This is a genomic window from Stenotrophomonas sp. Steno-Z2, from assembly GCF_056393235.1.
Genome location: NZ_JBWJOY010000004.1, coordinates 87,968 through 109,641 on the forward strand (window position 1 = coordinate 87,968; position 21,674 = coordinate 109,641).

The 21,674-nt window shown below is 69.2% G+C and carries 15 protein-coding genes; 13 read left to right on the top strand and 2 right to left on the bottom strand.

Annotated features, from left to right (window positions below; all coding sequences use genetic code 11):
* The first annotated feature begins 7 nt into the window (after nt 1-7).
* From AC06FP_RS11055 to AC06FP_RS11070, 4 genes are all read left to right on the top strand, one after another.
* A complete protein-coding gene (locus AC06FP_RS11055; RefSeq protein ID WP_456117903.1) occupies nt 8-850 on the top strand; it encodes a response regulator in 843 nt (280 codons plus the stop codon).
* Nucleotides 847-1,581, top strand: a complete 735-nt coding sequence (ung, locus tag AC06FP_RS11060; protein ID WP_478075519.1) for a uracil-DNA glycosylase — start codon at nt 847-849, stop codon at nt 1,579-1,581. Before AC06FP_RS11055 ends, ung begins: the two co-directional genes overlap by 4 nt.
* A gap of 178 nt (nt 1,582-1,759) precedes the next feature.
* Entirely contained in the window at nt 1,760-2,635 is an 876-nt protein-coding gene (gene rpoH / locus AC06FP_RS11065; RefSeq protein ID WP_456117905.1) for an RNA polymerase sigma factor RpoH, read from the top strand.
* Between the two features lie 164 nt (nt 2,636-2,799).
* A complete protein-coding gene (locus AC06FP_RS11070; RefSeq protein WP_478075520.1) occupies nt 2,800-3,201 on the top strand; it encodes a GFA family protein in 402 nt (133 codons plus the stop codon).
* 15 nt (nt 3,202-3,216) lie between these two features.
* Here the strand turns inward: AC06FP_RS11070 and AC06FP_RS11075 are convergent, their stop codons facing one another.
* Nucleotides 3,217-4,524, bottom strand: coding sequence for an NAD(P)/FAD-dependent oxidoreductase (locus AC06FP_RS11075; RefSeq protein WP_478075521.1), 1,308 nt, complete (start codon nt 4,522-4,524; stop codon nt 3,217-3,219).
* 121 nt (nt 4,525-4,645) lie between these two features.
* Between AC06FP_RS11075 and AC06FP_RS11080 the strand changes: the two genes are divergently transcribed.
* Both AC06FP_RS11080 and AC06FP_RS11085 read left to right on the top strand, forming a co-directional pair.
* Entirely contained in the window at nt 4,646-5,422 is a 777-nt protein-coding gene (locus tag AC06FP_RS11080; RefSeq protein WP_478075522.1) for an NYN domain-containing protein, read from the top strand.
* 112 nt (nt 5,423-5,534) lie between these two features.
* Nucleotides 5,535-6,155: a glutathione S-transferase family protein gene (locus AC06FP_RS11085; RefSeq protein ID WP_456117909.1), complete on the top strand. Its 621-nt coding sequence runs from the start codon at nt 5,535-5,537 to the stop codon at nt 6,153-6,155.
* 148 nt (nt 6,156-6,303) lie between these two features.
* On the opposite strand, the gene AC06FP_RS11090 is transcribed toward AC06FP_RS11085, so the two are convergent.
* On the bottom strand, nt 6,304-9,384 hold the full coding sequence (locus tag AC06FP_RS11090; protein ID WP_478075523.1) for a TonB-dependent receptor: 3,081 nt from the start codon (nt 9,382-9,384) through the stop codon (nt 6,304-6,306).
* Between the two features lie 717 nt (nt 9,385-10,101).
* Here AC06FP_RS11090 and AC06FP_RS11095 point away from each other — a divergent pair.
* The 7 genes from AC06FP_RS11095 to AC06FP_RS11125 all read left to right on the top strand — a co-directional run bounded on the left by AC06FP_RS11095 (nt 10,102) and on the right by AC06FP_RS11125 (nt 21,556).
* Nucleotides 10,102-12,555 carry a GH92 family glycosyl hydrolase gene (locus AC06FP_RS11095; protein WP_478075524.1) on the top strand — a complete coding sequence of 818 codons (2,454 nt, stop codon included), beginning with the start codon at nt 10,102-10,104 and terminating at the stop codon, nt 12,553-12,555.
* Between the two features lie 128 nt (nt 12,556-12,683).
* Nucleotides 12,684-13,748: a LacI family DNA-binding transcriptional regulator gene (locus tag AC06FP_RS11100; protein WP_478075525.1), complete on the top strand. Its 1,065-nt coding sequence runs from the start codon at nt 12,684-12,686 to the stop codon at nt 13,746-13,748.
* Nucleotides 13,749-13,782: 34 nt separating this feature from the next.
* Nucleotides 13,783-15,090, top strand: coding sequence for an L-fucose:H+ symporter permease (fucP, locus tag AC06FP_RS11105; protein ID WP_478075526.1), 1,308 nt, complete (start codon nt 13,783-13,785; stop codon nt 15,088-15,090).
* 6 nt (nt 15,091-15,096) lie between these two features.
* Complete coding sequence (locus tag AC06FP_RS11110) at nt 15,097-16,092, top strand: carbohydrate kinase family protein (protein ID WP_456117914.1); 996 nt, start codon at nt 15,097-15,099, stop codon at nt 16,090-16,092.
* Entirely contained in the window at nt 16,089-17,366 is a 1,278-nt protein-coding gene (locus AC06FP_RS11115; RefSeq protein WP_478075527.1) for an AGE family epimerase/isomerase, read from the top strand. Before AC06FP_RS11110 ends, AC06FP_RS11115 begins: the two co-directional genes overlap by 4 nt.
* 69 nt (nt 17,367-17,435) lie before the next feature.
* Entirely contained in the window at nt 17,436-20,120 is a 2,685-nt protein-coding gene (locus AC06FP_RS11120) for a beta-mannosidase (RefSeq protein ID WP_478075528.1), read from the top strand.
* On the top strand, nt 20,120-21,556 hold the full coding sequence (locus AC06FP_RS11125; RefSeq protein WP_478075529.1) for a glycoside hydrolase family 47 protein: 1,437 nt from the start codon (nt 20,120-20,122) through the stop codon (nt 21,554-21,556). Before AC06FP_RS11120 ends, AC06FP_RS11125 begins: the two co-directional genes overlap by 1 nt.
* Nucleotides 21,557-21,674 lie beyond the last annotated feature (118 nt).

Sequence of the window (21,674 nt, forward strand, 5' to 3'; positions counted from 1 at the left end):
CACGCGCATGTCCACGCACGAACTCAAGCATCTGATCAGCGACGCCCCCCGGGTGATGGTGGTCGATGGCTCCAAACTGGTGCGCAAGCTGATCTCCGACGTGCTGCAGCGCGAGCTGCCGGACGTGGAGGTGCTGGGCTGCGCCGGCGTCGAGGAGGCGCGCGCGGCGCTGGCGGCCGGCCCGGTGCACCTGGTCACCACCTCGCTGGCCCTGCCCGACGGCGACGGCCTAGCGCTGGCGCGCAGCGTGCGCGAGGCGGCCGGGCAGGCGTACGTGCCGGTGATCGTGGTTTCCGGCGACGCGCAGCGCCACCTGGAGCAGCGCCGCTTCAACGAGTTCGTCACCGATTATTTCGACAAGGCGCTGGGCCACGAGGCACTGGCGACCTTCATCCGCGGTTACGTGCAGCCCGAGCCGGTGCCTGGCGCCACCGTGCTGTATGTCGAGGACAGCCGCGTGGTGGCCGAAGCCACCAAGCGCATGCTCGAACGCCACGACCTGCACGTGGTGCACGTGCTCACCGCCGAAGATGCGTTCTCGCTGCTTACCGCCGAATCGCTGGGCCGCACCACGCGGCGCATCGACCTGGTGCTGACCGACGTCACCCTCAAGGGCGAGCTCAACGGCCGCGACGTGGTCGAGCGCGTGCGCATCGACTTCGGCTACGGCAAGCGCCGCCTGCCGGTGCTGGTGATGACCGGCGACAGCAACCCGCACAACCAGTCCGCCCTGCTGCAGGCCGGCGCCAACGACCTGGTGCAGAAACCGATCGAGGAACGCCTGCTGGTGACCAAGGTGCTGTTCCAGCTGCGCCTGACCCGGCTGGCGCAGCCGGCGGTGGTGCTGTGAGCGCAGCGCCGAACATCCAGCTCGAGCCGAGCTGGAAGGCACGCGTCGGCGACTGGCTGCTGCGCCCGGACATGCGCGAACTGTCGGGCTTCCTGCGCCAGCGCAAGGCGGCCGGCGCGCGGGTGTTCCCGCCGGGGCCGCAGATCTTCGCCGCCTTCGAGGCCACGCCGTTCGAGCAGGTGAAGGTGGTGGTGCTCGGCCAGGACCCCTACCACGGCTTCGGCCAGGCGCATGGCCTGTGCTTTTCGGTGATGCCCGGCGTGCCGGTGCCGCCGTCGCTGCTGAACATCTACAAGGAGCTGGAGGACGACGGCAATGTCGCGCCGCCGTTCCAGCGCCCGGATCACGGCTGCCTGCTGCCCTGGGCGCGGCAGGGCGTGCTGCTGCTCAACGCCGTGCTGACGGTCGAGGAAGGCCGCGCCGGCGCCCACCAGGGCAAGGGCTGGGAGGGCTTCACCGACCACGTGGTCGACGTGCTCAACCGCGAACGCGAAGGCCTGGTATTCCTGCTCTGGGGCAGCTATGCCCAGGCCAAGGGCAAGGTCATCGACACCCGCCGCCACCGCGTGCTGAAGGCGCCGCATCCCTCGCCGCTGTCGGCCCACCGGGGCTTCCTCGGCTGCCGGCATTTCTCCCAGGCCAACGAGTACCTGGGGCGCCGCGGGCAGGCGCCGATCGACTGGCGCCTGCCGTCCCGGGCGGCGCTGGAAAGCGGGCTCGCTGGCGGCTGAACGCCCGGCGTCCTGTCATACGGCGGTGACGGTGGCCCTGCTAGGCTGCTGCGACATTCCATTGATCCGGGCGGGAAGGTTTCGAGGGGTTTCCGGGGGCGTTTGGCGACGAATCTGGAACGCTGGAACTTTTTCTGTACCGAGCAGTCCAATAGTTCGACTGCTAAGATGAGGTCCTATGAGCCCGAACACCTCTACTGCCCTTGTGGCAAACAATCTTCCGATTCCCAGCGCGCTGGGTTCGCTGGATGCCTACATCGGTGCCGTGCACCAGATCCCGGTGCTGTCGGTCGATGAGGAGCAGGAACTGGCGCGCCGCTTCCGCGACGAGCAGGACCTGGACGCCGCGCGCGAGCTGGTGCATTCACACCTGCGCTTCGTGGTGCACGTGGCCCGCGGCTACAACGGTTACGGCCTGCCGCTGGGCGACCTGATCCAGGAAGGCAACATCGGCCTGATGAAGGCGGTCAAGCGCTTCGACCCGGACATGGGCGTGCGCCTGGTGTCCTTCGCGGTGCACTGGATCCGCGCCGAGATGCACGAGTTCATTCTCAAGAACTGGCGCATCGTCAAGGTCGCCACGACCAAGGCGCAGCGCAAGCTGTTCTTCAACCTGCGCAAGTCCAAGACGCGCCTGGGCTGGATGAACGCCGCCGAGGTCAGCGCGGTGGCCAAAGACCTGAACGTCTCCGAGCGTGAAGTGATGGAGATGGAGTCGCGCCTGTCCGGCCGCGACGTCGGTTTCGACGCCCCGGCCGACGAGGACGACGACCATGCGCCGCCGTCGCCGGCCGCCTACCTGGTGGCGCGCGACGAGGACCCGTCGCAGGCCTACGAGCGCGAGGACAGCGAGGAAAACCAGCTGCAGCTGCTGCGCGAGGGCCTAGCCAACCTGGACCAGCGTTCGCGCGACATCATCGCCCGCCGCTGGCTGGATGCCGACAGCAAGGTGACGCTGCAGGAACTGGCCGACGAATACGGCGTATCGGCCGAGCGCATCCGCCAGATCGAGGCCAACGCGCTGAAGAAGATGAAGGCGCTGTTCGCCGCCTGATCGTCCGGCGGTTCGACGGCACGCGGAAAGCCCGGGGAAACCCGGGCTTTTCCGTTGCGCGGCCGCCGAGCCGCGTTGTCCTGCCGGAATCGCGACGGCCGGTCGCGACCGCGTCATCGCGGCAGTGTAGATTCGCGTTTCTGCATCCACGAACGGAGACGACGATGAAGGGAAACTGCCTGTGCGGCGCGGTCGAGGTGACGGCCAATGACGCACACGATATCGGGCTGTGCCATTGCAGCATGTGCCGGCAATGGACCGGCGGTCCGTTCTTCGCGGTGCATTGCGACGACAAGGTCCGTTTCGATGGCGATGCGTTGAAGACCTTCCGTTCGTCGGAATGGGCCGAGCGCGCGTTCTGCGGCACCTGCGGCAGCACGCTCTACTACCGGCTGGTGCCCGACGGCGAGTACTTCGTGTCGGCTGGCCTGTTCCAGGACCACGACTTCACCTTGGCCAGCCAGATCTTCATCGACGAGAAGCCGGCGTTCTACGAACTGGCCAACGACACCGAGAAGCTGACCGGACAACAGGTGTTCGAGCGCTTCGCGCCCGGCGACGCCTGACATCGCCGGCGGCGTTCACCCGCGGGCGGGCGGCTCGCCGTCGCGCGGATCGCCATCGCCATCGCCATCGGCGTCGCCGAAGATGATGCGCGCGCTGCGCTGGTAGCTCCAGTACGCCACCGCCCAGTTGAGCAGCACCACCAGGCGGTTGCGGAAGCCGATCAGGAAGAACACGTGCGCGGCCAGCCAGAACCACCAGGCGAGCAGGCCGGAGAGTTTCAGCCGGCCCATGTGCACGATGGCGGCCATGCGCCCGATGGTGGCGAGGTTGCCCTGGTCGCGGTAGCGGAACGGCGGCGGCGCGGGGCATTGCCGAAGCCGCGCGCGGACCACGTCGGCCACGTACCTCCCCATCTGCTTGGCGGCCGGCGCCACGCCCGGCACGGGCCGGCCATCGGCCTGCGTCACCGCGGCCAGGTCGCCGGCGACGAAGATCTCCGGGTGGCCGGGCACGGTGAGGTCCGGCAGCACCTGCACGCGGCCGGCGCGGTCCAGCGGCGCCTCCAGCGTGCGCGCCAGCGGCGAGGCGGACACGCCGGCGGCCCAGACCACGGTACGCGCGGCGATGAAGTCCCCGCCCAGGCGGAAGCCCTCCGCGTCGATGGCCGTCACCGGCGTGCCGGTGCGCACTTCCACGCCGAGCCGTTCCAGCTGGCGGCGGGCCTTGAGCGACAGCACTTCCGGGAAGCTGGACAACACCCGTGGCCCGGCCTCGACCAGACGCACCTTCGCCGAGGCCGGATCGATGTGGCGGAACTCGTTGCGCAGGGTGTGGCGTGCGATCTCGGCCAGGGTGCCGGCCAGTTCGACGCCGGTGGGGCCGCCGCCGACGATGGCGAAACTGAGCCAGGCCGCCTTCTTCGCCGGGTCCGGTTCGGCCTCGGCCTTCTCGAAGGCCAGCAGCAGCCGCCGGCGCAGCGCCAGCGCGTCGTCCAGCGTCTTCAGGCCGGGCGCATGCGGCGCCCACTGGTCGTTGCCGAAATAGGCATGGGTGGCGCCGCTGGCCACCAGCAGCAGGTCGTAGTCGAGCGTGCCGCCGTCGCGCAGGTGCACCTGGCGGCTGTGTCTGTCGATGGCGTCCACTTCGCCGAGCCGGACCTCGACGTTGCGCTGGCGGCCGAGGATGTGGCGCAGCGGCGCGGCAATGTCCGGCGCCGACAGGCCGGCGGTCGCCACTTGGTACAGCAGCGGCTGGAACAGGTGGTGGTTGCGGCGGTCGATCAGGGTGATGCGCAGCTTCGCCGCGGCAAGGGCGCGGGTGGCCCAGAGGCCGGCGAAGCCGCCGCCGACGATCAGCAGGCGGGGAGGGCGGTCGTGGGACATGCGGTACTCCGGTGGGGGCCGGTGGAAGGCGTGACAACCGGCCACCATCTTCGCACGGGGTGCGCACGGCCATGTCGATGGTCGATACTGGACGCCAGCCGAATGCCGTGGAGAGAACGCCGTGTCCGATCCCGAGAAGCGCATCGCCCTGCTGATCGACGCCGACAACGCGCCGGCGGCGAAGATCGATGAAGTGCTGGCCGAGGTGGCGCGCTTCGGCGTGGCCAACGTGCGCCGCGCCTATGGCAACTGGAAGAGCCCGCGCCTGAAGGGCTGGGAATCGGTGCTGCATGAGTATGCGATCCGGCCGATCCAGCAGTTCGCCTATTCCAAGGGCAAGAACGCCTCGGACATGGCGATGGTGATCGATGCGATGGACCTGCTCTACGCGCGCAACCTGGACGGCTTCGCCATCGTCTCCAGCGATGCCGACTTCACGCCGCTGGTGATGCGCCTGCTGACCGACGGGGTGAAGGTCTATGGCTTCGGCGAGAAGAAGACGCCCGACCCCTTCGTCAACGCCTGTTCGCAGTTCACCTACCTGGAGGCGCTGGGCCAGCCGCATGCCAGCGCGCCCGAGGTCGGCCCGGATGCCGGCGACGAGGCGCGGCCGCGCAAGAGTGGCGCCGACCTGCGCGGCGATACGCGGCTGGTGAAGATGCTGCGCCGCGCGGTGAGCGCGGCCGAAGGCGAGGACGGCTGGGCGCACCTGGGGCCGGTCGGCAGCCAGATCGGCAACCAGGCCTCGTTCGATCCGCGCAACTACGGCTACGGCAAGCTCAGCGACCTGCTCGCGGCGACCGGGCTGTTCGAGCTGAAGAAGGACGGCAAGTCGTCCTATGTGCGCGCGCTGCCGAAGAAGGCCGCGCCCAGGAACGGGAAGGCGGGGGGCGCATGATGGCGCACGGGTCCGGCCGTCGATGCACCGCAGCGTTGCGCCCGTCCCCGCCGCCACGCGGGTGCGGGTGGCGTATCGTGCGGGCCTCGCATCGGCCACAACGGGAGCAGGCATGCTGAAGATCTGGGGACGCCGCAATTCCAGCAACGTGCGCAAGGTGCTGTGGTGCGCCGAGGAGATCGGCCTGCCCTACGAGTCGATCGAGGTGGGCGGCGCCTTCGGCGGCACGCAGACGCCGGAATACCGCGAAATGAACCCCAACGGGCTGGTGCCCGTGATCGAGGATCACGGCCTGCCGGTGTGGGAATCCAATGCCATCGTCCGCTACCTGTCGGCGCGCTACGCGCTGGGCACGCTGTACCCGGAGGATCCGGCGCGGCGCGCGCAGAGCGAGAAATGGATGGACTGGACCATATCGAGCTTTGCCGTCGCCTTCCGCGACCTGTTCTGGGGCGTGGTGCGCACCCCGCCGGCCGACCGCGACGCCGCGCGCATCGATGCGGCGCTGGTACGGTGCGGCGAGCTCATGGCGCTGGCCGATGCCGAACTGGCACGGCAACCGTGGCTGTCCGGCGAGTCGTTCGCGATGGGCGACATCCCGCTGGGGGCGTTCGCCTATGCCTGGTTCGAGATGCCGATCCAGCGCCCGGAGCTGCCGCACCTGGCCGGCTGGTACGCGCGCCTGCAGCAGCGCCCGGCCTACCGCAAGGGTGTGATGACGCCGCTGACCTGAGGGCTGCCGGAACGCCGTGAGGCTGGTGGTGCGCTTCCGGTGAAGCCCGCGCGGGGCGAGCCCCGCATCTGCAACGCTCCCCATGCAAACGACGACAGCCGCCTGTACCAGCGCGGCTGTCGTCGTGGGCTGCCCCGGAGGGCAGCGATCAGAACTTCCAGTTCAGGCCGAGATACAGCACACGACCGGCGTAGCTGTTGGAGTAGAAGCGGGCCTTGGTGTCGTTGCCCAGGTGGGTGCGCGTCTCTTCCTTGGTCAGGTTCAGCACCGAGGCGCTCAGCGAGAGTGCCGGGGTGATGTTGTAGGCGGCGTTCAGGTCGATCTGCTGGTACGGCTCCTGGTAGAGGTTCAGGCCACTGACCAGGCCCTGCACCACTTCACCGCGGCGGTTCCAGGAGGCGCGCAGCAGCAGCTTCTCCACTTCATAGAACACGGTGAAGTTGGCCTGGTTCCTGGCGCTGCCGACGAGCGGTGACTTGCCGATCTCGGTGCCGTCTTCCAGGGTGATGGCCGCCTCGTTGGTGTCGTTCCAGGTGTAGTTCGCCTGGAAGCCCAGGCCGAAGTCCAGCGTGTGCTGGGCATAGAACTCCAGGCCCTGCGACACCGCGTCGCGGCCGCCGGCGGTGGTCGAGTAGTTCTGCACCAGCACGGTCTGGCCGCCGACGTTCTGGGTCACGTCCTGCACCACCGGCACCGAGAAGTTGCTGACGTCCTTGCGGAACAGGTCCAGGCCCACCACCGAGCCGGGATGGAAGTACCACTCCACGCCGATGTCGTACTGGGTGGCCTTGTAGGCTTCCAGGTTCTTGTTGCTGCCCGAGCCGTACCAGCCCTGTTCGCCGGCGCCACCGGTGAGGCGGCGGTCGTTGACGTATTCGGGGCTGAAGTACTCCAGGCTGCCCGGGGAGGCGATGTTGTTGTAGCTCGGTCGCGCGATCACCTTGGAGGCTGCTGCGCGCAGCACCAGGTTCTCGCTCAGGTCGTAGGCCAGGTTGAAGCTCGGCAGCACGTCGGTGTAGCTGCGGTCCAGGCTGCTGACCGCGAACGACTCGGTGCGCTGCTGGTCGTCCGAGAGCCTCCAGCGGCCCTCGCTGCCGCAATAGGTATCGGCGGGGGCGCCGCCGGGTACCGTGTCGCCGTCCTGGCACGCCAGCGGATTGCCGTTGGCGTCGTCGTAGAAGTAGTCGTTGTAGGACGTGACCTTGTCGGTGGAGTCGGCGTGCTGGCGGGTGCTGACCACGCGCACGCCGACGTTGCCGCGCAGGCGCTCGGTGCGGAAGTTGGCCTGCAGGTAGGTGGCGTAGATCCTTTCGTCCACGTTGTAGACGAAGTTGTTCTCGTTGCGGGTCTGCATCGGCCCGTAAGTCTTGTTCAGGTAGGCGATGTAGGCCGGGTAGTTGATGGCCGGGAACGCGCTGGCGTTGATGCCGCCGGCCAGGTTGCCCATGCCGTAGATGAAATCGGGCGAGAACTGCTGGGCGACGTCGTTGCAGCGGCCGTTCCAGTAGCGGTTGCCGTAGTCGCCCGGGTCGGTGCCCGGGCAGGCCCAGTAGCTGTTGCCGGTACTGCGGTGGATGCCGCCATCGCGGTACTTGACGCCGAACTGCAGCGATTCGAGGAAGCCGGCGTCGTTATGCCAGGTGGTATCGATCTGGGCGTACTTCTGCTCGGTGGTATTCCGGGTCCAGGACGAACCTGTCGAGCCGAGGTCGACCTGCAGGATGCCGTTCTTCAGGTTCTGCATCAGTTCCGGCGAGAACGCCATCGACGGCGTGCCGGCCAGGTTCCAGGAGCTGGCCAGGTTGCCCAGGTTCCAGCTGCCGTCCGCGTTCTGGCTGCGCGGCTTGAGCGGCACCGAGAACTGCAGCGAGGGGCCGCCCTTGGCCCAGGTGCGGCCGCCCTTGAAGGCGATGTCAACCGATTCGCCCTGCCATTCGGCCGAGAAGTCGGCGGTCTGCGACAGCGCCTTTTCCAGGTTGTAGCTGCCGGTGATCTGCGGGGTCGGCACGGTGCAGTCGTCCGAGCCCCAGCCGCCCGGCGCCATGCCGCCGGCAGCGGCTTCGCCTTCGCTGCAGTAATAGGTCTTGCCCGGGTGCCGGCTGTAGTCGGCGCCGGTGACGATGGTGCCGCTCGGGTCCATGGTCAGCCCGTCGAGCAGGCGCCCGCCGGCCCAGTTGCCGTCGCCCCAGTAGCGGGCGATGTTCCATTCCGGCACCTTGATGGTGTGGGTCTGGGAATTCTGCGACAGGTCGAAGCGGAAGTAGTTCGCGGTCAGGGTCAGGTTGTCCAGCGGCTTGAACTGCAGGGTCAGCTGGCCGCCCTTGCGCTCGCGCTCCTCTTCCTTGACGTCCAGGTTCACCGAGGTCGGCATCATGAAGCCGGTGTAGTACTTGCCGTTCTGGTCGTAGAAGCCGGTGCCGCCCCACCAGTTGGAGTTGAACTTCGAGGGATTGCCGTTGACATCGACCGCGGTGCCGCCCTCGTCGCGGCCATACCACTGCCAGCTTTCGGTGCTGGCGCCCAGGGTGCGGGTGGTGCGCTTCTGGTCGGTATAGCCGACGAATACGCCGAAGCGATCGTCCTTGTCGTGCCAGGCGTAGGAGGCCGAGGCCTGGCCATCGGTCTTCCGGGTGGTATCGGCCCAGGTGCCTTCGACGGAGACGAAGCCGGTGTTGGATTCCATCTCCAGCGGGCGGCGCGTGTGCAGGATCACCGTGCCGCCGATGCCGCCTTCGTCGATGCGCGCTTCCGGCGACTTGAACAGCTCGGCACTGCCCAGCATGTTCGACGGCAGCAGCGTGTAGTTGAACGAACGGGTCGGGTCGCCGTTGGATTCGGCGGTGGCGATGTAGTTGCCGTTCAACTCGGTCAGGGTCAGCTCCGAGGACAGGCCACGCACGCTGACGTTCTTACCTTCGCCGCCGCTGCGGGTGATGATCACGCCCGGCACGCGCTGCAGCGCGTCGGCCACGTTCTTGTCGGGGAATTTGCCGACGTCCTCGGCGGTGATGACTTCCACCACCGCGTTGGCGTCGCGCTTCTGCTGCAGGCTCTTCTCGATGGCGTAGCGGTAACCGGTGACGGTGACGGCATCGAGGGTGGTGGCATCGGGTGCCGGCGTGGCCGCCTGCTGGGCGAAGGCGCCGGCCGGCAGGGCCGCGGCGGCCAGCGCGATCGCGATGGCGCCGGACAGCGAGCTGCGGGCGTGCGTGCGTGATTTCTGTTTCATTCCACTCTCTCCCTCTCCTGGATTGAATTCGTTTCGGATACGAAAGGACTTGAATCGATCTAAGTTCTGAAGCCGGAAACCCCGTGGATCCGGGGCCTTTGCAATGCATGGATCGAGTGGCGGACCCGGTCCGCTCCCCCCTGTTCGCAGGCAACCGCGCGTCGACCTCTATTTGGATCGATCTAAACGATTGACGCGGATTTTTTAGCACAGCGCCCGCCCTGGCGCATGTTGCTGCGCAATAAGTCCGGGCAGGCAGTGGACCCTGCCGGAGGCGGATATCCGGGGGCGCCGCCCATCAGGATCAGGCCGGAAAAAACACCGTGCCCATGATGTCGGCGCATCCCCGGAGCCCGGGCGGGCAGTGGCGATGGTGCGCCGCAGAATGCAGGCCGGCAAAGCGCCGTGCTTTACTTGAATCGATCTAAATTCAGCGCACGTTCCATCTGGAACGATGGAATGCCCGGCGATCACCCGCGTGGACCCCGTCCGCAGCGGCTCGCCGGGCCGAACGGGGAGAACGCCATGACCAAGTCGAATCACCGGTTTCCACCGGCCTGCCCGCGGCCTCGGGCAACGCGGGCGGCGCGCCGTCCACCTGCTCCCTGATCCCGGCACTCTCTCCCCATCCCGCACGGGATGGGCCGGGCATCACCGGTCCGGCTCCGGCCGGACCACCCTATCCACGCACCGACATCGACCCTGAGGAACCACCGCATGCGCCGATCGCCGTCTCCTGCTCCCCGCCACCGCTCCGCCGCCGGGCTTGCCTGCCTGCTGGCGCTGGCCTTCGTGCCGTCGCTCCCGGCTGCGCCGCTGGCGCTGGAGCGCGAGGTCAACACCTTCATCGGCAGCAAGGACGACGGCAACACCTTCCCAGGCGCGTCGGCGCCGTTCGGCCTGATCCAGGTCAGCCCGATCGGCAGCCACTACTCGGGCTGGCGCTACGACGACGAGAAGATCCGCGGTTTCGGCCATTCGTTCATATCCGGCGCCGGCTGCTGGGAGCAGGGCGGGCAGGTGTCGGTGCTGCCGGTCACCGGCAGCATCGGTCCGGGCGGCGACTTCGACACCGCCGATGCCAAGCGCTTCGACCACAAGCGCTACGCCTCGGCCTACACCCATGAAGGCGAAGTGGGGCAGGCCGGCTACTACAAGGTGCGCCTGACCGACTACGGCGGCATCGACGTGGAAGCCACCGCGCGCACCCGCGCCGCCGCCGAGCGCTACACCTTCAGCGCCGGCAGCGGGCAAGGCCACGTGCTGGTCAATCTCGGCCAGGCCAACGAGCGCCATTCGGTGATCGGCAGCGTCATCGACGTGGTCGGCGACCGCGCCGTGGAAGGCAAGCTGGTGACCAAAAGTTTCTGCGGCGGCCACCAGTACACCACCTGGTTCCGCATCGAATTCGACCGTCCGTTCAAGGCCTTCGGCACCTGGGGCGAGCAGGGCGGGCTGCCCGGCGCGCGCCACAGCATGGAAGGCGAACTCAAGCCCAATGGCGCGTGGCTGAGCTTCGACCTGGCCGACGGCCGCTCCGTCACCGCCACCAGCGCGATCTCGCATGTCGATGCCGAGGGCGCGCGCAACAACCTGCGCGCCGACGGCATGAGCGGCGACGCGCTGCTCGGCTTCGACCGCATGCACGAACTGGCGCGGCAGAGCTGGCGCAGGGAGCTGGCGGGCGTGCAGGTGGAAGGCGGCAGCGCCGACGACCGCACCGTGCTGTACACCGCGCTGTACCACGCGCTGCTGCAGCCGATGACCGGCAGCGATGCCGACGGCCGCTACCGCGGCTACGACGACGCGATCCACCGCGCCGACGGCTGGACCTACTACGAGTACTTTTCGCTGTGGGACACCTACCGCGCGCAGAACCAGTGGTTGGCATTGACCAGGCCCGACGTGGCGCGCGACATCGGCCGCACCCTGCTGGCGATCAACGAACAGGGCGGCTGGCTGCCGCGCTGGGGCTACGCCAACTTCGAGACCAACATCATGACCGGCGACCCGGTCACGCCGTTCCTGGTCGACCTGTGGCGCTTCGGCGCGCTGGCCGGCCGCGAGGGCGAGGCCTGGGCCGCGCTGCGCCGCAACGCCTTCGGCATGCCGCCGCTGGACTCGCGCTTTGCCGGCCGCTCCGGCAATGCCAGCTACCTGCGCGACGGCTATGTCGCCTACGACCGGGCGTTCCCGTCCAAGGGCATGGACGTGGACCCGCACCACGGCGGTTCGGCCACGCTGGAATACGCGCTGGCCGACTGCGCGCTGTCGCAGATGGCCGACGGCCTGGGCCATGCCGACGACGCGGCGGTACTGCGCGAGCGCGGCCGCAACTGGCACAAGGTATGGGACCCCCAGGTGCGCGATGCCGAAACCGGCTTCAGTGGCTTCCCGCGCCCACGCGACGAGAACGGCAGGTGGTACACGCCGGCCGACGGCCATTACAGCCCGCGTTCGCAGCACGGCTTCCACGAAGGCACCGCCTGGCAGTACCAGTGGCTGGCGCAGCAGGACGTGCCGGGCCTGGTGACGGCGATGCACGGCCGCGAGCAGGCCGGGCGCCGGCTGGATGCGTTCTTCGCCTACGACGCGCTGGTGCAGGCGCCGCTGACCGCCGCGCGCAAGGAGTGGGTGGTCGGCCCGTACAGCTACTACAACCAGTACCGCTACAACCCGAACAACGAGCCGGACCTGCATTCGCCGTGGATGTACACGCTGATCGGCCAGCCGTGGAAGACGGCCACCGTGGTGCGTGCCGCGCAGCAGCTGTTCACCAACGCGCCCAACGGCGTCACCGGCAACGACGACCTGGGCACGATGTCGGCGTGGTACCTGTTCAGTGCGCTGGGCCTGTACCCGGCGGTGCCGGGCAGCGGCCAGTTCCTGCTGCATGCGCCGCGCTTCGCCAGGGCCGAGATCGCGCTGGGCAACGGCCGCACGCTGCGCCTGCAGGCGCCGGGCGCCGACGGTCGCAGCCTGCAGTACATCCAGGGCGTGCAGGTCGACGGCAAGCCGCAGCGCGCGGTGTGGCTGGACTGGGCGCAGCTGCACAAGGGCGGCACGATCCGCTACGCGCTGACCCCACAGGCGCCGGAGCAGGGCTGGGGCACGGACGTGGCCGACCTGCCGGTGTCCTGGTGCGCCAGCCCGGGCAGCACGATGGAGTGAGCGGGGCGGAGCCCGGGGCGCTACCCCGCGGCCCCGGGCCGGACCGCGGCGCCGCACGGCAGTCCCTGTTCCCACTTCCCCTCTCCCCGCTCTTAAGCTGTGACGTTTCCGCCCACCTCCGAGCGACGATGAGCAACGACACCACCTCCACCACCGGCAAATCCACGCGCAGGTCAGGCAAGCGCGCGGTCACCGTCACCGACATCGCCCAGGCCGTGGGCGTGTCGCGGGCGACCGTGTCGCTGGTGCTGCGCGGCAGTTCGCTGGTCAACGTCGATACCCGCGCCAAGGTCGAGGCCGAACTGCGCCGCCAGCGCTACGTGTACAACCGCACCGCCGCCAACCTGCGCCGGCGCACCTCCTCGTCGATCGCGCTGGTGATCAACGACCTGTCCAACCCGTTCTTCGCCGAATTCGCATCCGGCGTGGACGAGGCGCTGGGCGGCAAGGGCTACGTGACCCTGCTCGGCAGCACCGGCGAATCGCCGGAGCGGCAGCAGGCGGTGCTGAGCACCCTGATGGAGCACACGCCGACCGGCTTCATCCTGTCGCCGGCCGAAGGCAGCGATGCCGCGCAGCTGCGCCAGGTGCTGGGCGCGCACGCCAACGTGCTGCTGTTCAACCGCGAACTGCCCGGCGCCGACTGGGATTTCCTGACCATGGACAACCAGCAGGGCGCCTACCTGGCCACCCGCCACCTGATCGAACGCGGCCATCGCGACATCGCCTTCTTCGGCGGGCATGCCGCGTCCAGTTCCTGCCACCAGCGCCGCGCCGGTTACCAGCAGGCGCTGGCCGAGGCCGGCCTGCAGGCGCGCCCGCAGTGGATGATCGAGTCGGCGCCCAACCGCCTGGAGGCGGCCGCGCGCACCGGCGAACTGTTCGCCGACGGCCGGCGGCCGAGCGCCGCGGTCTGCTACAACGACACTGTCGCGCTGGGCCTGATGCTGGGCTTGACCTCGCGCGGCATCCGCCCCGGCGGCGATTTCGCCGTCACCGGCTTCGACGACATTTCCGAAGCGTCGGTGGCGGTGCCGCCGCTGACCACGCTGATCGCCGATCCGCGCGAGCGCGGGCGCCAGGCCGCCGCGCTGCTGCTGCAGCGGCTGGACGACCCCGATGCGCCGCCGATGCGCACGGTCGCGCCGGTGCAGCTGCGCATCCGCGAAAGCAGCGCGGCCCGGCCCACCTGATTCCTTCCGACACCCCCGCACCCCGAGGCGCGCCATGCCGATCCCCTCCACGCCCCTGTCAACGCCCGCAACGTCCACGCCGGTGGTCACGCCGCGCGTCGCGCTGGCGGTCGCCACCACGCTGTTCTTCATGTGGGGCTTCCTGACCAGCCTCAACGACGTGCTGATCCCGCACCTGAAGGCGGTGTTCGAGCTGAACTACGCGCGGGCGATGCTGGTGCAGTTCACCTTCTTCGGCGCGTACTTCCTGATGTCGCTGCCGGCGGGCCGGCTGGTCGCGCACCTGGGCTACAAGAAGGGCATCATCGCCGGCCTGCTGATCGCCGGCATCGGCGCGCTCGGCTTCTGGCCGTCGGCGGCGCTGCGCACCTACGAAGCGTTCCTCGCCTCGCTGTTCGTGCTGGCCACCGGCATCACCGTGCTGCAGGTGGCGGCCAACCCGTACGTGGCGCTGCTGGGGCCGGAACAGACCGCGTCCAGCCGCCTGACTCTGGCGCAGGCGCTGAACTCGCTGGGCACCACGCTGGCGCCGCTGTTCGGCGGCTTCCTGATCCTGAGCACCACGGTCAAGAGCGGCGAGCAGATCGACGCGCTGCCGGTGGCCGAGCAGGTCGCCTACCGCGCGGCCGAAGCGCAGTCGGTGCAGGGGCCGTACGTCGGCCTGGCGATCGCGCTGGCGCTGCTGGCGGTGTTCGTCTGCCTGTTCCGCCTGCCCAGCCTGACCGAGGCCACCGAGAAGGCCGACAGCGGCCACCACACCCTGCTCGATGCGCTGCGGCACCCGCACGTGCTGTTCGGCGTGCTGGCGATCTTCTTCTACGTCGGCGCCGAGGTCACCATCGGCAGCCTGATGGTGAATTACCTGGCGCTGCCGGAGATCGGCGCCATGAGCGAGCAGCAGGCCACCCACTACGTCTCCGCGTACTGGGGCTGCGCCATGGTCGGGCGTTTCGCCGGCGCCTGGCTGCTGGCGCGGTATTCGCCGCGGCGCCTGCTGGCCGGTTTCGCGCTGGCCAACGTGCTCCTGCTGGGCGTGACCCTGGCCGGCAGCGGCAAGGTCGCCATGTACGGCATCGTCGCCACCGGCCTGTTCAACTCGATCATGTTCCCGACCATCTTCTCGCTCGCCATCGAGCGCCTGGGGCCGCTGACCAACAAGGCCTCGAGCCTGCTGATCATGGCCATCGTCGGCGGCGCGGTGATCCCGCTGCTGCAGGGCCTGCTGGCCGACCGCATCGGCCTGCACCTGAGCTTCGTGCTGCCGGTGGCGTGCTACGTCTACATCATTTTCTACGGCCTGGTCGGTTCGCGACCGCGCGCCGCCAGCGGCCAGGGGGGCTGAGGCCAGATGGGCAAGATCGTTTGTTTCGGTGAGATTTTGATCGATCTACTGGCGCAGCCGCCGGCGACGCCGGAAACGCCGCGCGCCTTCCTGCAGTACGCCGGCGGCGCGCCGGCCAATGTCGCGGTGGCGGCGGCGCGGCTGGGCGCGCGCAGCCATTTCGCCGGCATGCTCGGCCGCGACATGTTCGGCGACTTCCTGGCCGACAGCCTGGCCGAGGCCGGCGTGCTCACCGACTGCATCGTGCGCACCGACGCGGCCAAGACCGCGCTGGCCTTCGTCGCGCTGGATGCCGGCGGCGAGCGCAGTTTCAGCTTCTACCGCCCGCCGGCCGCCGACCTGCTGTTCCGCGAAGAACACTTCCACCCGGCCTGCTTCGACGGCACCGGCTGCTTCCACGTCTGTTCCAACAGCCTGACCGAACCGGCCATCGCCGCGGCGACCTTCGCCGGCATGGACCGCGCGCGCGCCGCCGGCGCGGTGGTCAGCCTCGACCTCAACCTGCGCCCGGCGCTGTGGCCGCAGGACGTCGATCCGACCCCGTGGCTGTGGCAGGCACTGGAGCGCGCCGACCTGGTCAAACTGTCGCGCGAGGAACTGGACTACCTGGCCGCGCCGCTCGGCGACGAGGGCGAGGCGCGGGTGCTGCGGCGTCTGCTCGGCGCGCGAACGCGCTGGGTGATCGTTACCAACGGCGCCGCGCCGCTGCGCTGGCTGACCCGCGACGCCCAGGGCGAAGTGCCCAGCTTCCGCGTGCCGACCGTCGATACCACCGCGGCCGGCGATGCCTTCGTCGGCGGCGTGCTGTACGGCCTGGCCGAACGCGGCGGCACCGGCGCGGCGTTCGACGCGTTCTGCCATGACCACGAGGCGATCACCGCCACCCTGCGTTTCGCCGCCGCGGTCGGCGCACTGGCGGTCACCCGCAAGGGCGCCTTCGCCGCCATGCCCGAACTTGAAGAAGTGCAGCAGCTGCTGCAGCAACAGGACGCCATCGCATGAACACCACCGCTCCCGATTTCCGTTCCCCGGCCTTCCTGCGCGCGCACATCGCCGACACCATGGCCTTCTACCACCCGCGCTGCATCGACCCGGCCGGCGGCTTCTTCCATTACTACAAGGACGACGGCACCGTCTACGACGCCGGCCACCGCCACCTGGTCAGCAGTACGCGCTTCGTCTTCAACTACGCCATGGCCTACCGCGAGTTCGGCAACGCCGAGTACCTGGCGGCGGTGAAGCACGGCGTGGACTACCTGCGCAACGTGCACCGCAATCCGGCCACCGGCGGCTACGCCTGGACCCTGCGCGACGGCAAGGTCGAAGACGACATGAACCACTGCTACGGCGTGGCCTTCGTGCTGCTGGCCTACAGCTGCGCGCTCAAGGCCGGCATCGAGCAGGGCCGGCAATGGATGGACGAGACCTGGCAGCTGCTGGAAACGCATTTCTGGGAGCCGCGGCACGGCCTGTACCGCGACGAGGCCGACGCGCAGTGGAACTTCACCGGCTACCGCGGCCAGAACGCCAACATGCACATGTGCGAGGCGATGCTGGCCGCGTTCGAGGCCAGCGGCGAGCGCCGCTATCTCGACCGCGCGCTGCAGCTGGCCGACAACATGACCCGCCGCCAGGCGGCCAAGGCCGGCGGGCTGGTATGGGAGCACTACGACGTCGACTGGAACATCGACTGGAACTACAACCTCGACAATCCGAAGCACCTGTTCCGGCCCTGGGGTTTCCAGCCGGGCCACCAGACCGAATGGGCCAAGCTGCTGATGATCCTGGACCGCCACGTCGAGGCCGACTGGCTGGTGCCGACGGCGCGCCACCTGTTCGACAGCGCCGTCGCGCGTTCGTGGGACGCGGCGCGTGGCGGCCTGTACTACGGCTTCGCGCCGGCGGGGCTGCAGCAGGCGCTGAACGAAGCGAAAGCATTGGGGAGTCCGGCCATGGATGGCCGGGCTTTTGCGGAGGGACCCGCGGATATCTGTGACGACGACAAGTACTTCTGGGTGCAGGCCGAATCGCTGGCCGCCGCCGCGCTGCTCGCCCGGCGCACCGGCGACGACGCGTACTGGCAGTGGTACGAGAAGCTGTGGGCGTATTCCTGGGAACACCTGGTCGATCACACCTACGGTGCGTGGTTCCGCATCCTCGATGCCGACAACCGCAAGTACGACGACGAGAAGAGCCCGGCCGGCAAGACCGACTACCACACCATGGGCGCCTGCCATGAAGTATTGAACGTGGTGCGCGAGGGCACGCCGGGCTGAGGCCCGGCGATATCGGAAACAGGGGCGACGGGAGGAGACATGCGGCAGATGACGGTCGGTTTTGGATCGATGCAAACCCGGGTGGCGCGGATCTGGCGCGTGCTGCTGCCGTGCCTGCTGTGCGCCTTCGCCGGCATCGCCGCGGCGGCGCCGCTGCAGGCGCAGTGGGAGTTCCGCCTGTTGCCGGGCGATGTGCAGCTGCAGGCGCATCCCGGGCTGGATGCCTGGCGCCCGGCGCAGGTGCCGGGCAGCGTGCATGACGACCTGCGGCAGGCCGGCGTCATCGGCGACCCCTACGTGGGCGCGGCCGAGGCCGGGCTGCAGTGGATCGGCCTGGCCGACTGGGAGTACCGCGCGCGCTTCGACGTCGATGCGGCCACGCTGGCGCGCCGCCACGCCGAACTACGCTTCGATGGCCTGGACACCTTCGCCGAGGTCAGCCTCAACGGCCAGCCGCTGCTGAAGGCCGACAACGCGCACCGCACCTGGCGCGCGCGCGTCGATGGCCGCCTGCGCGCGAAGGACAACGAGCTGCGCGTCGTGTTCCGTTCGCCGATCCGCACCCTGCTGCCGCAGGTGCAGGCGATGCCGCACAAGATCGCCGGCAACTATCCCTCGCCCTATGGCGACGAGCCGAAGGACGCGATGGTCGGCAATTTCGCGCGCAAGCCGGCCTACCACTTCGGCTGGGACTGGGGCCCGCGCTACGTCACCGCCGGCGTGTGGCGGCAGGTGCACCTGGACGGCTGGGACCAGCACCGCATCACCGACCTGGCCGTGCGCACCGACGCGCTGGACGCGCGGCACGCGCGCCTGGGCGTGCTGCTGCAGGTGGAGCAGGGCGCCACGGCGGGCAAGGCCAGCGTGGCGGTGGACGTGCTCGACCCGGAAGGCCGCCGCGTTGCCGGTCTCGAACGCGAGGTCGTCCTGCAGCCCGGCGGGAACACGCTGCAGCTGCCGCTGGAAATCGCGCAGCCGCGGCGCTGGTGGCCGGTGGGTTATGGCGCGCAGGACCGCTACACCGTGCAGGCGCGCATCGACGGCGGCGGCGATCCGGCGCGCGAGGCCGCGCGCCGCACCGGCCTGCGCACGGTGCAGCTGCAGCGCGATGCCGACGCCGAGGGTGGGCAGGGCTTCGCCTTCGTCATCAACGGCGTGCCGGTGTTCGCCAAGGGCGCCAACGTCATCCCGTTCGAGTCGTTTCCGGCGCGGGTGACGCGCGAGCGCCTGCGCCGCGATCTGCAGGCCGCGCGCGACGCCAACATGAACATGCTGCGCAACTGGGGCGGCGGTTACTACGAGAGCGACGACTTCTTCGACATCGCCGACGAACTCGGCCTGCTGGTGTGGCAGGACTTCATGTTCGGCGGTGGCATGCAGCCCGGCTACGACCCGGCGTTCCGCGCCAGCGTGGTGGCCGAGGCGCGCGACAACATCCGCCGCCTGCGCCACCACCCCAGCATCGTGCTGTGGTGCGGCAACAACGAGGAAGAAACCGCCTGGAAGGACTGGGGCCATCGCCGGCAGCTGACCGCGGCCGACCCCGCGTTTGCGGCCAAGGTGTGGCAGGGCTACGTGGACCTGTTCGGCAACGACCTGCGCCAGGTGGTGGCCGAGGAGGCGCTGGGCGTGCCGTACTGGTCCAGTTCGCCGAGCAACGACCTGGACGAGAAGGCCAATGATTCCAGGCGCGGCGACAAGCACTACTGGGACGTGTGGGGCGGCCCGGCGCTGCCGGCCACCGCCTACCTGCGCGAGACGCCGCGCTTCATGTCCGAGTACGGCCTGCAGGCATGGCCGCAGCTGTCCACGGTGGACGCCTTCGCCCGCCGCGACGAGCAGCAGATCGACGGCGCGGTGATCCGCGCCCACCAGAAGTTCATGGCCGGCAGGGGCAACGAACGCCTGCTGCACTACATCGAGCGCGAATACGGCACGCCGGCTTCGTTCGCCGATTTCGTCTACCTCAGCCAGGTGATGCAGGCCGAGGGCATCGAACTGGCGGCGCTGCACCACCGCGCCTCGCGGCCGTACACCATGGGCTCGCTGTACTGGCAGCTCAACGACGTATGGCCGGGCGCATCGTGGTCGAGCCTGGACTACTTCGGCCACTGGAAGGCGCTGCATTACCACGCGCGCCGCTTCTTCGCCGAGGTGGCGGTGGCGGCGCTGCGCGACGAGGACGGCGTCACCCGCTTCAGCCTGCTCAACGATGGCCGCCAAGCGCTCACCGCGCAGTGGCGCGTGCGGGTGATGGACCTGGCCGGCGGCGAGTTCGCGCGCCAGCAGGAGACGATCACCCTGGCGCCGATGGCCGCGACCGCCGTGGCGCAGCTGGTCGATGCCGACCTGCTCAAGGGCCATGACCCGGCACGCAGCGTGGCGGCGTTCGAACTGCTGCAGGGCGGCGATGTGATCGCGCGGCGGCTGGTGCACTTCGTTCCGGCCAAGGCGCAGGCGCTTGCCGCCAACCAGTTGCGCACCGAGCTGAGCGCCGATGGCGACGGTTACCGCCTGCGGCTGCATGCCGATGGCCTGGTGCGCGCGGTGTGGGTCGATTTCGGCGACACCGGCGCCGGCGTGGACGACAACGCCTTCGATCTGCTGCCGGGCGAAACCCGCGAGTTGCGCGTGCGCGGCGGCGCCAGCCTGGACGCCCTGCGCGCCGCGCTGCGCCTGCGCACGCTGGGCGACACGCTGCACGCCACTTCCGTTCCACCGCAAGACCCCGCTTCCACCCCGAGGACCCGATGATGAACCGAGCCCTGCGCAACGCCCCCCTGGCCGCCGCCCTGCTGCTGGCGCTGTCCGCCTGCACTCCTTCGACTCCCGCCCCCAGCGCCGCGCCCGCCGATGCGGCGACCGCCACCCCGCCGGCCGCGTCCGCCGCCGTGCCGGCCGTGGACGACGCCGAAGCCGCGCGCATGGCCGAACAGGTGCGCGAAGCGACCCGCCATGCATGGCAGGGCTACATGCAGTACGCCAAGGGCCACGACGACCTGAAGCCGGTCAGCGCCCAGCCGCGCGACTGGTACCCGGTGCCGCTGCTGATGTCGCCGGTCGATGCGCTGGACACGCTGCTGCTGCTCGGCCTGGACAAGGAAGCCAACGAGGCGCGCGAGCTGATCGTCGGCCAGCTGTCGTTCGACCAGGACATCGAGGTGCAGAACTTCGAGGTCACCATCCGCCTGCTCGGCGGCCTGCTGTCGGCCTACCAGATGACCCACGACGAGCGCCTGCTCAAGCTCGCCGACGACCTGGGCACGCGCCTGTCGCCGGTGTTCGACAGCCCCACCGGCCTGCCGTACACCCACGTCAACCTGCGCACCGGCAAGACCCGCGGCAAGGTCAGCAACCCGGCCGAAACCGGCACCCTGCTGCTGGAGTTCGGCACCCTGGCCAAGCTCACCGGCAAGCAGGCCTACTACGACAAGGCCAAGCGCGCGCTGGTGGAAACCTACAAGCGCCGCTCGAAGATCGGCCTGGTCGGCCTGAACATCGATGTCGAGACCGGCGAGTGGACCAACAAGGACGCCTCGATCGCCGGCGGCATCGACTCGTACTACGAGTACCTGCTCAAGTGCTGGAAGCTGTTCGGCGACGAAGACTGCAAGCGCATGTGGGAGGACAGCATCGGCCCGGTCAACCAGTACCTGGCCGACGAGGTGCGCGAGGGCGAGCTGTGGTACGGCCATGCCGATATGGACAGCGGCGCGCGCACTTCCACCACCTACGGCGCGCTGGATGCCTTCATGCCGGGCCTGCTCGCCCTGGGCGGCGACCTGGATCGCGCCAGGCGCCTGCAGGAATCCAACCTGAAGATGTGGCGCCTGCACGGCATCGAGCCGGAATCGCTGGACTACGCGGCGATGGAAGTGCGCTCGCCCGGTTACGCGCTGCGCCCGGAGATCGTCGAATCGGCCTACTACCTGCACCACTACACCGGCGACGCGCGCTACCGCGGCATGGGCAAGGAGTTCTTCGACGACTTCGTGAAGTACACCCGCACCGAACACGGCTTCTCGGCGCTGAAGGACGTGCGCAGCAAGGAGAAGGACGACTCGATGGAGAGCTTCCTGTTCGCCGAGACCTTCAAGTACTACTACCTGCTGTTCGCCCCGGCCAGTGCCCTGGACTTCGACGGCGTGGTGTTCAACACCGAAGCGCACCCGCTGCGCAGGACCTGGTAAGCCGCCCGGTCCGGTCCGCATCCGCCCATGCCGCCGGCGTGGGCGACCAGGGCCTGCGTGCCGGTGGCACGCAGGCTCCTGTTTTTTTGCGCGCCGCCCGGCCGCAGGCACGCCGGTT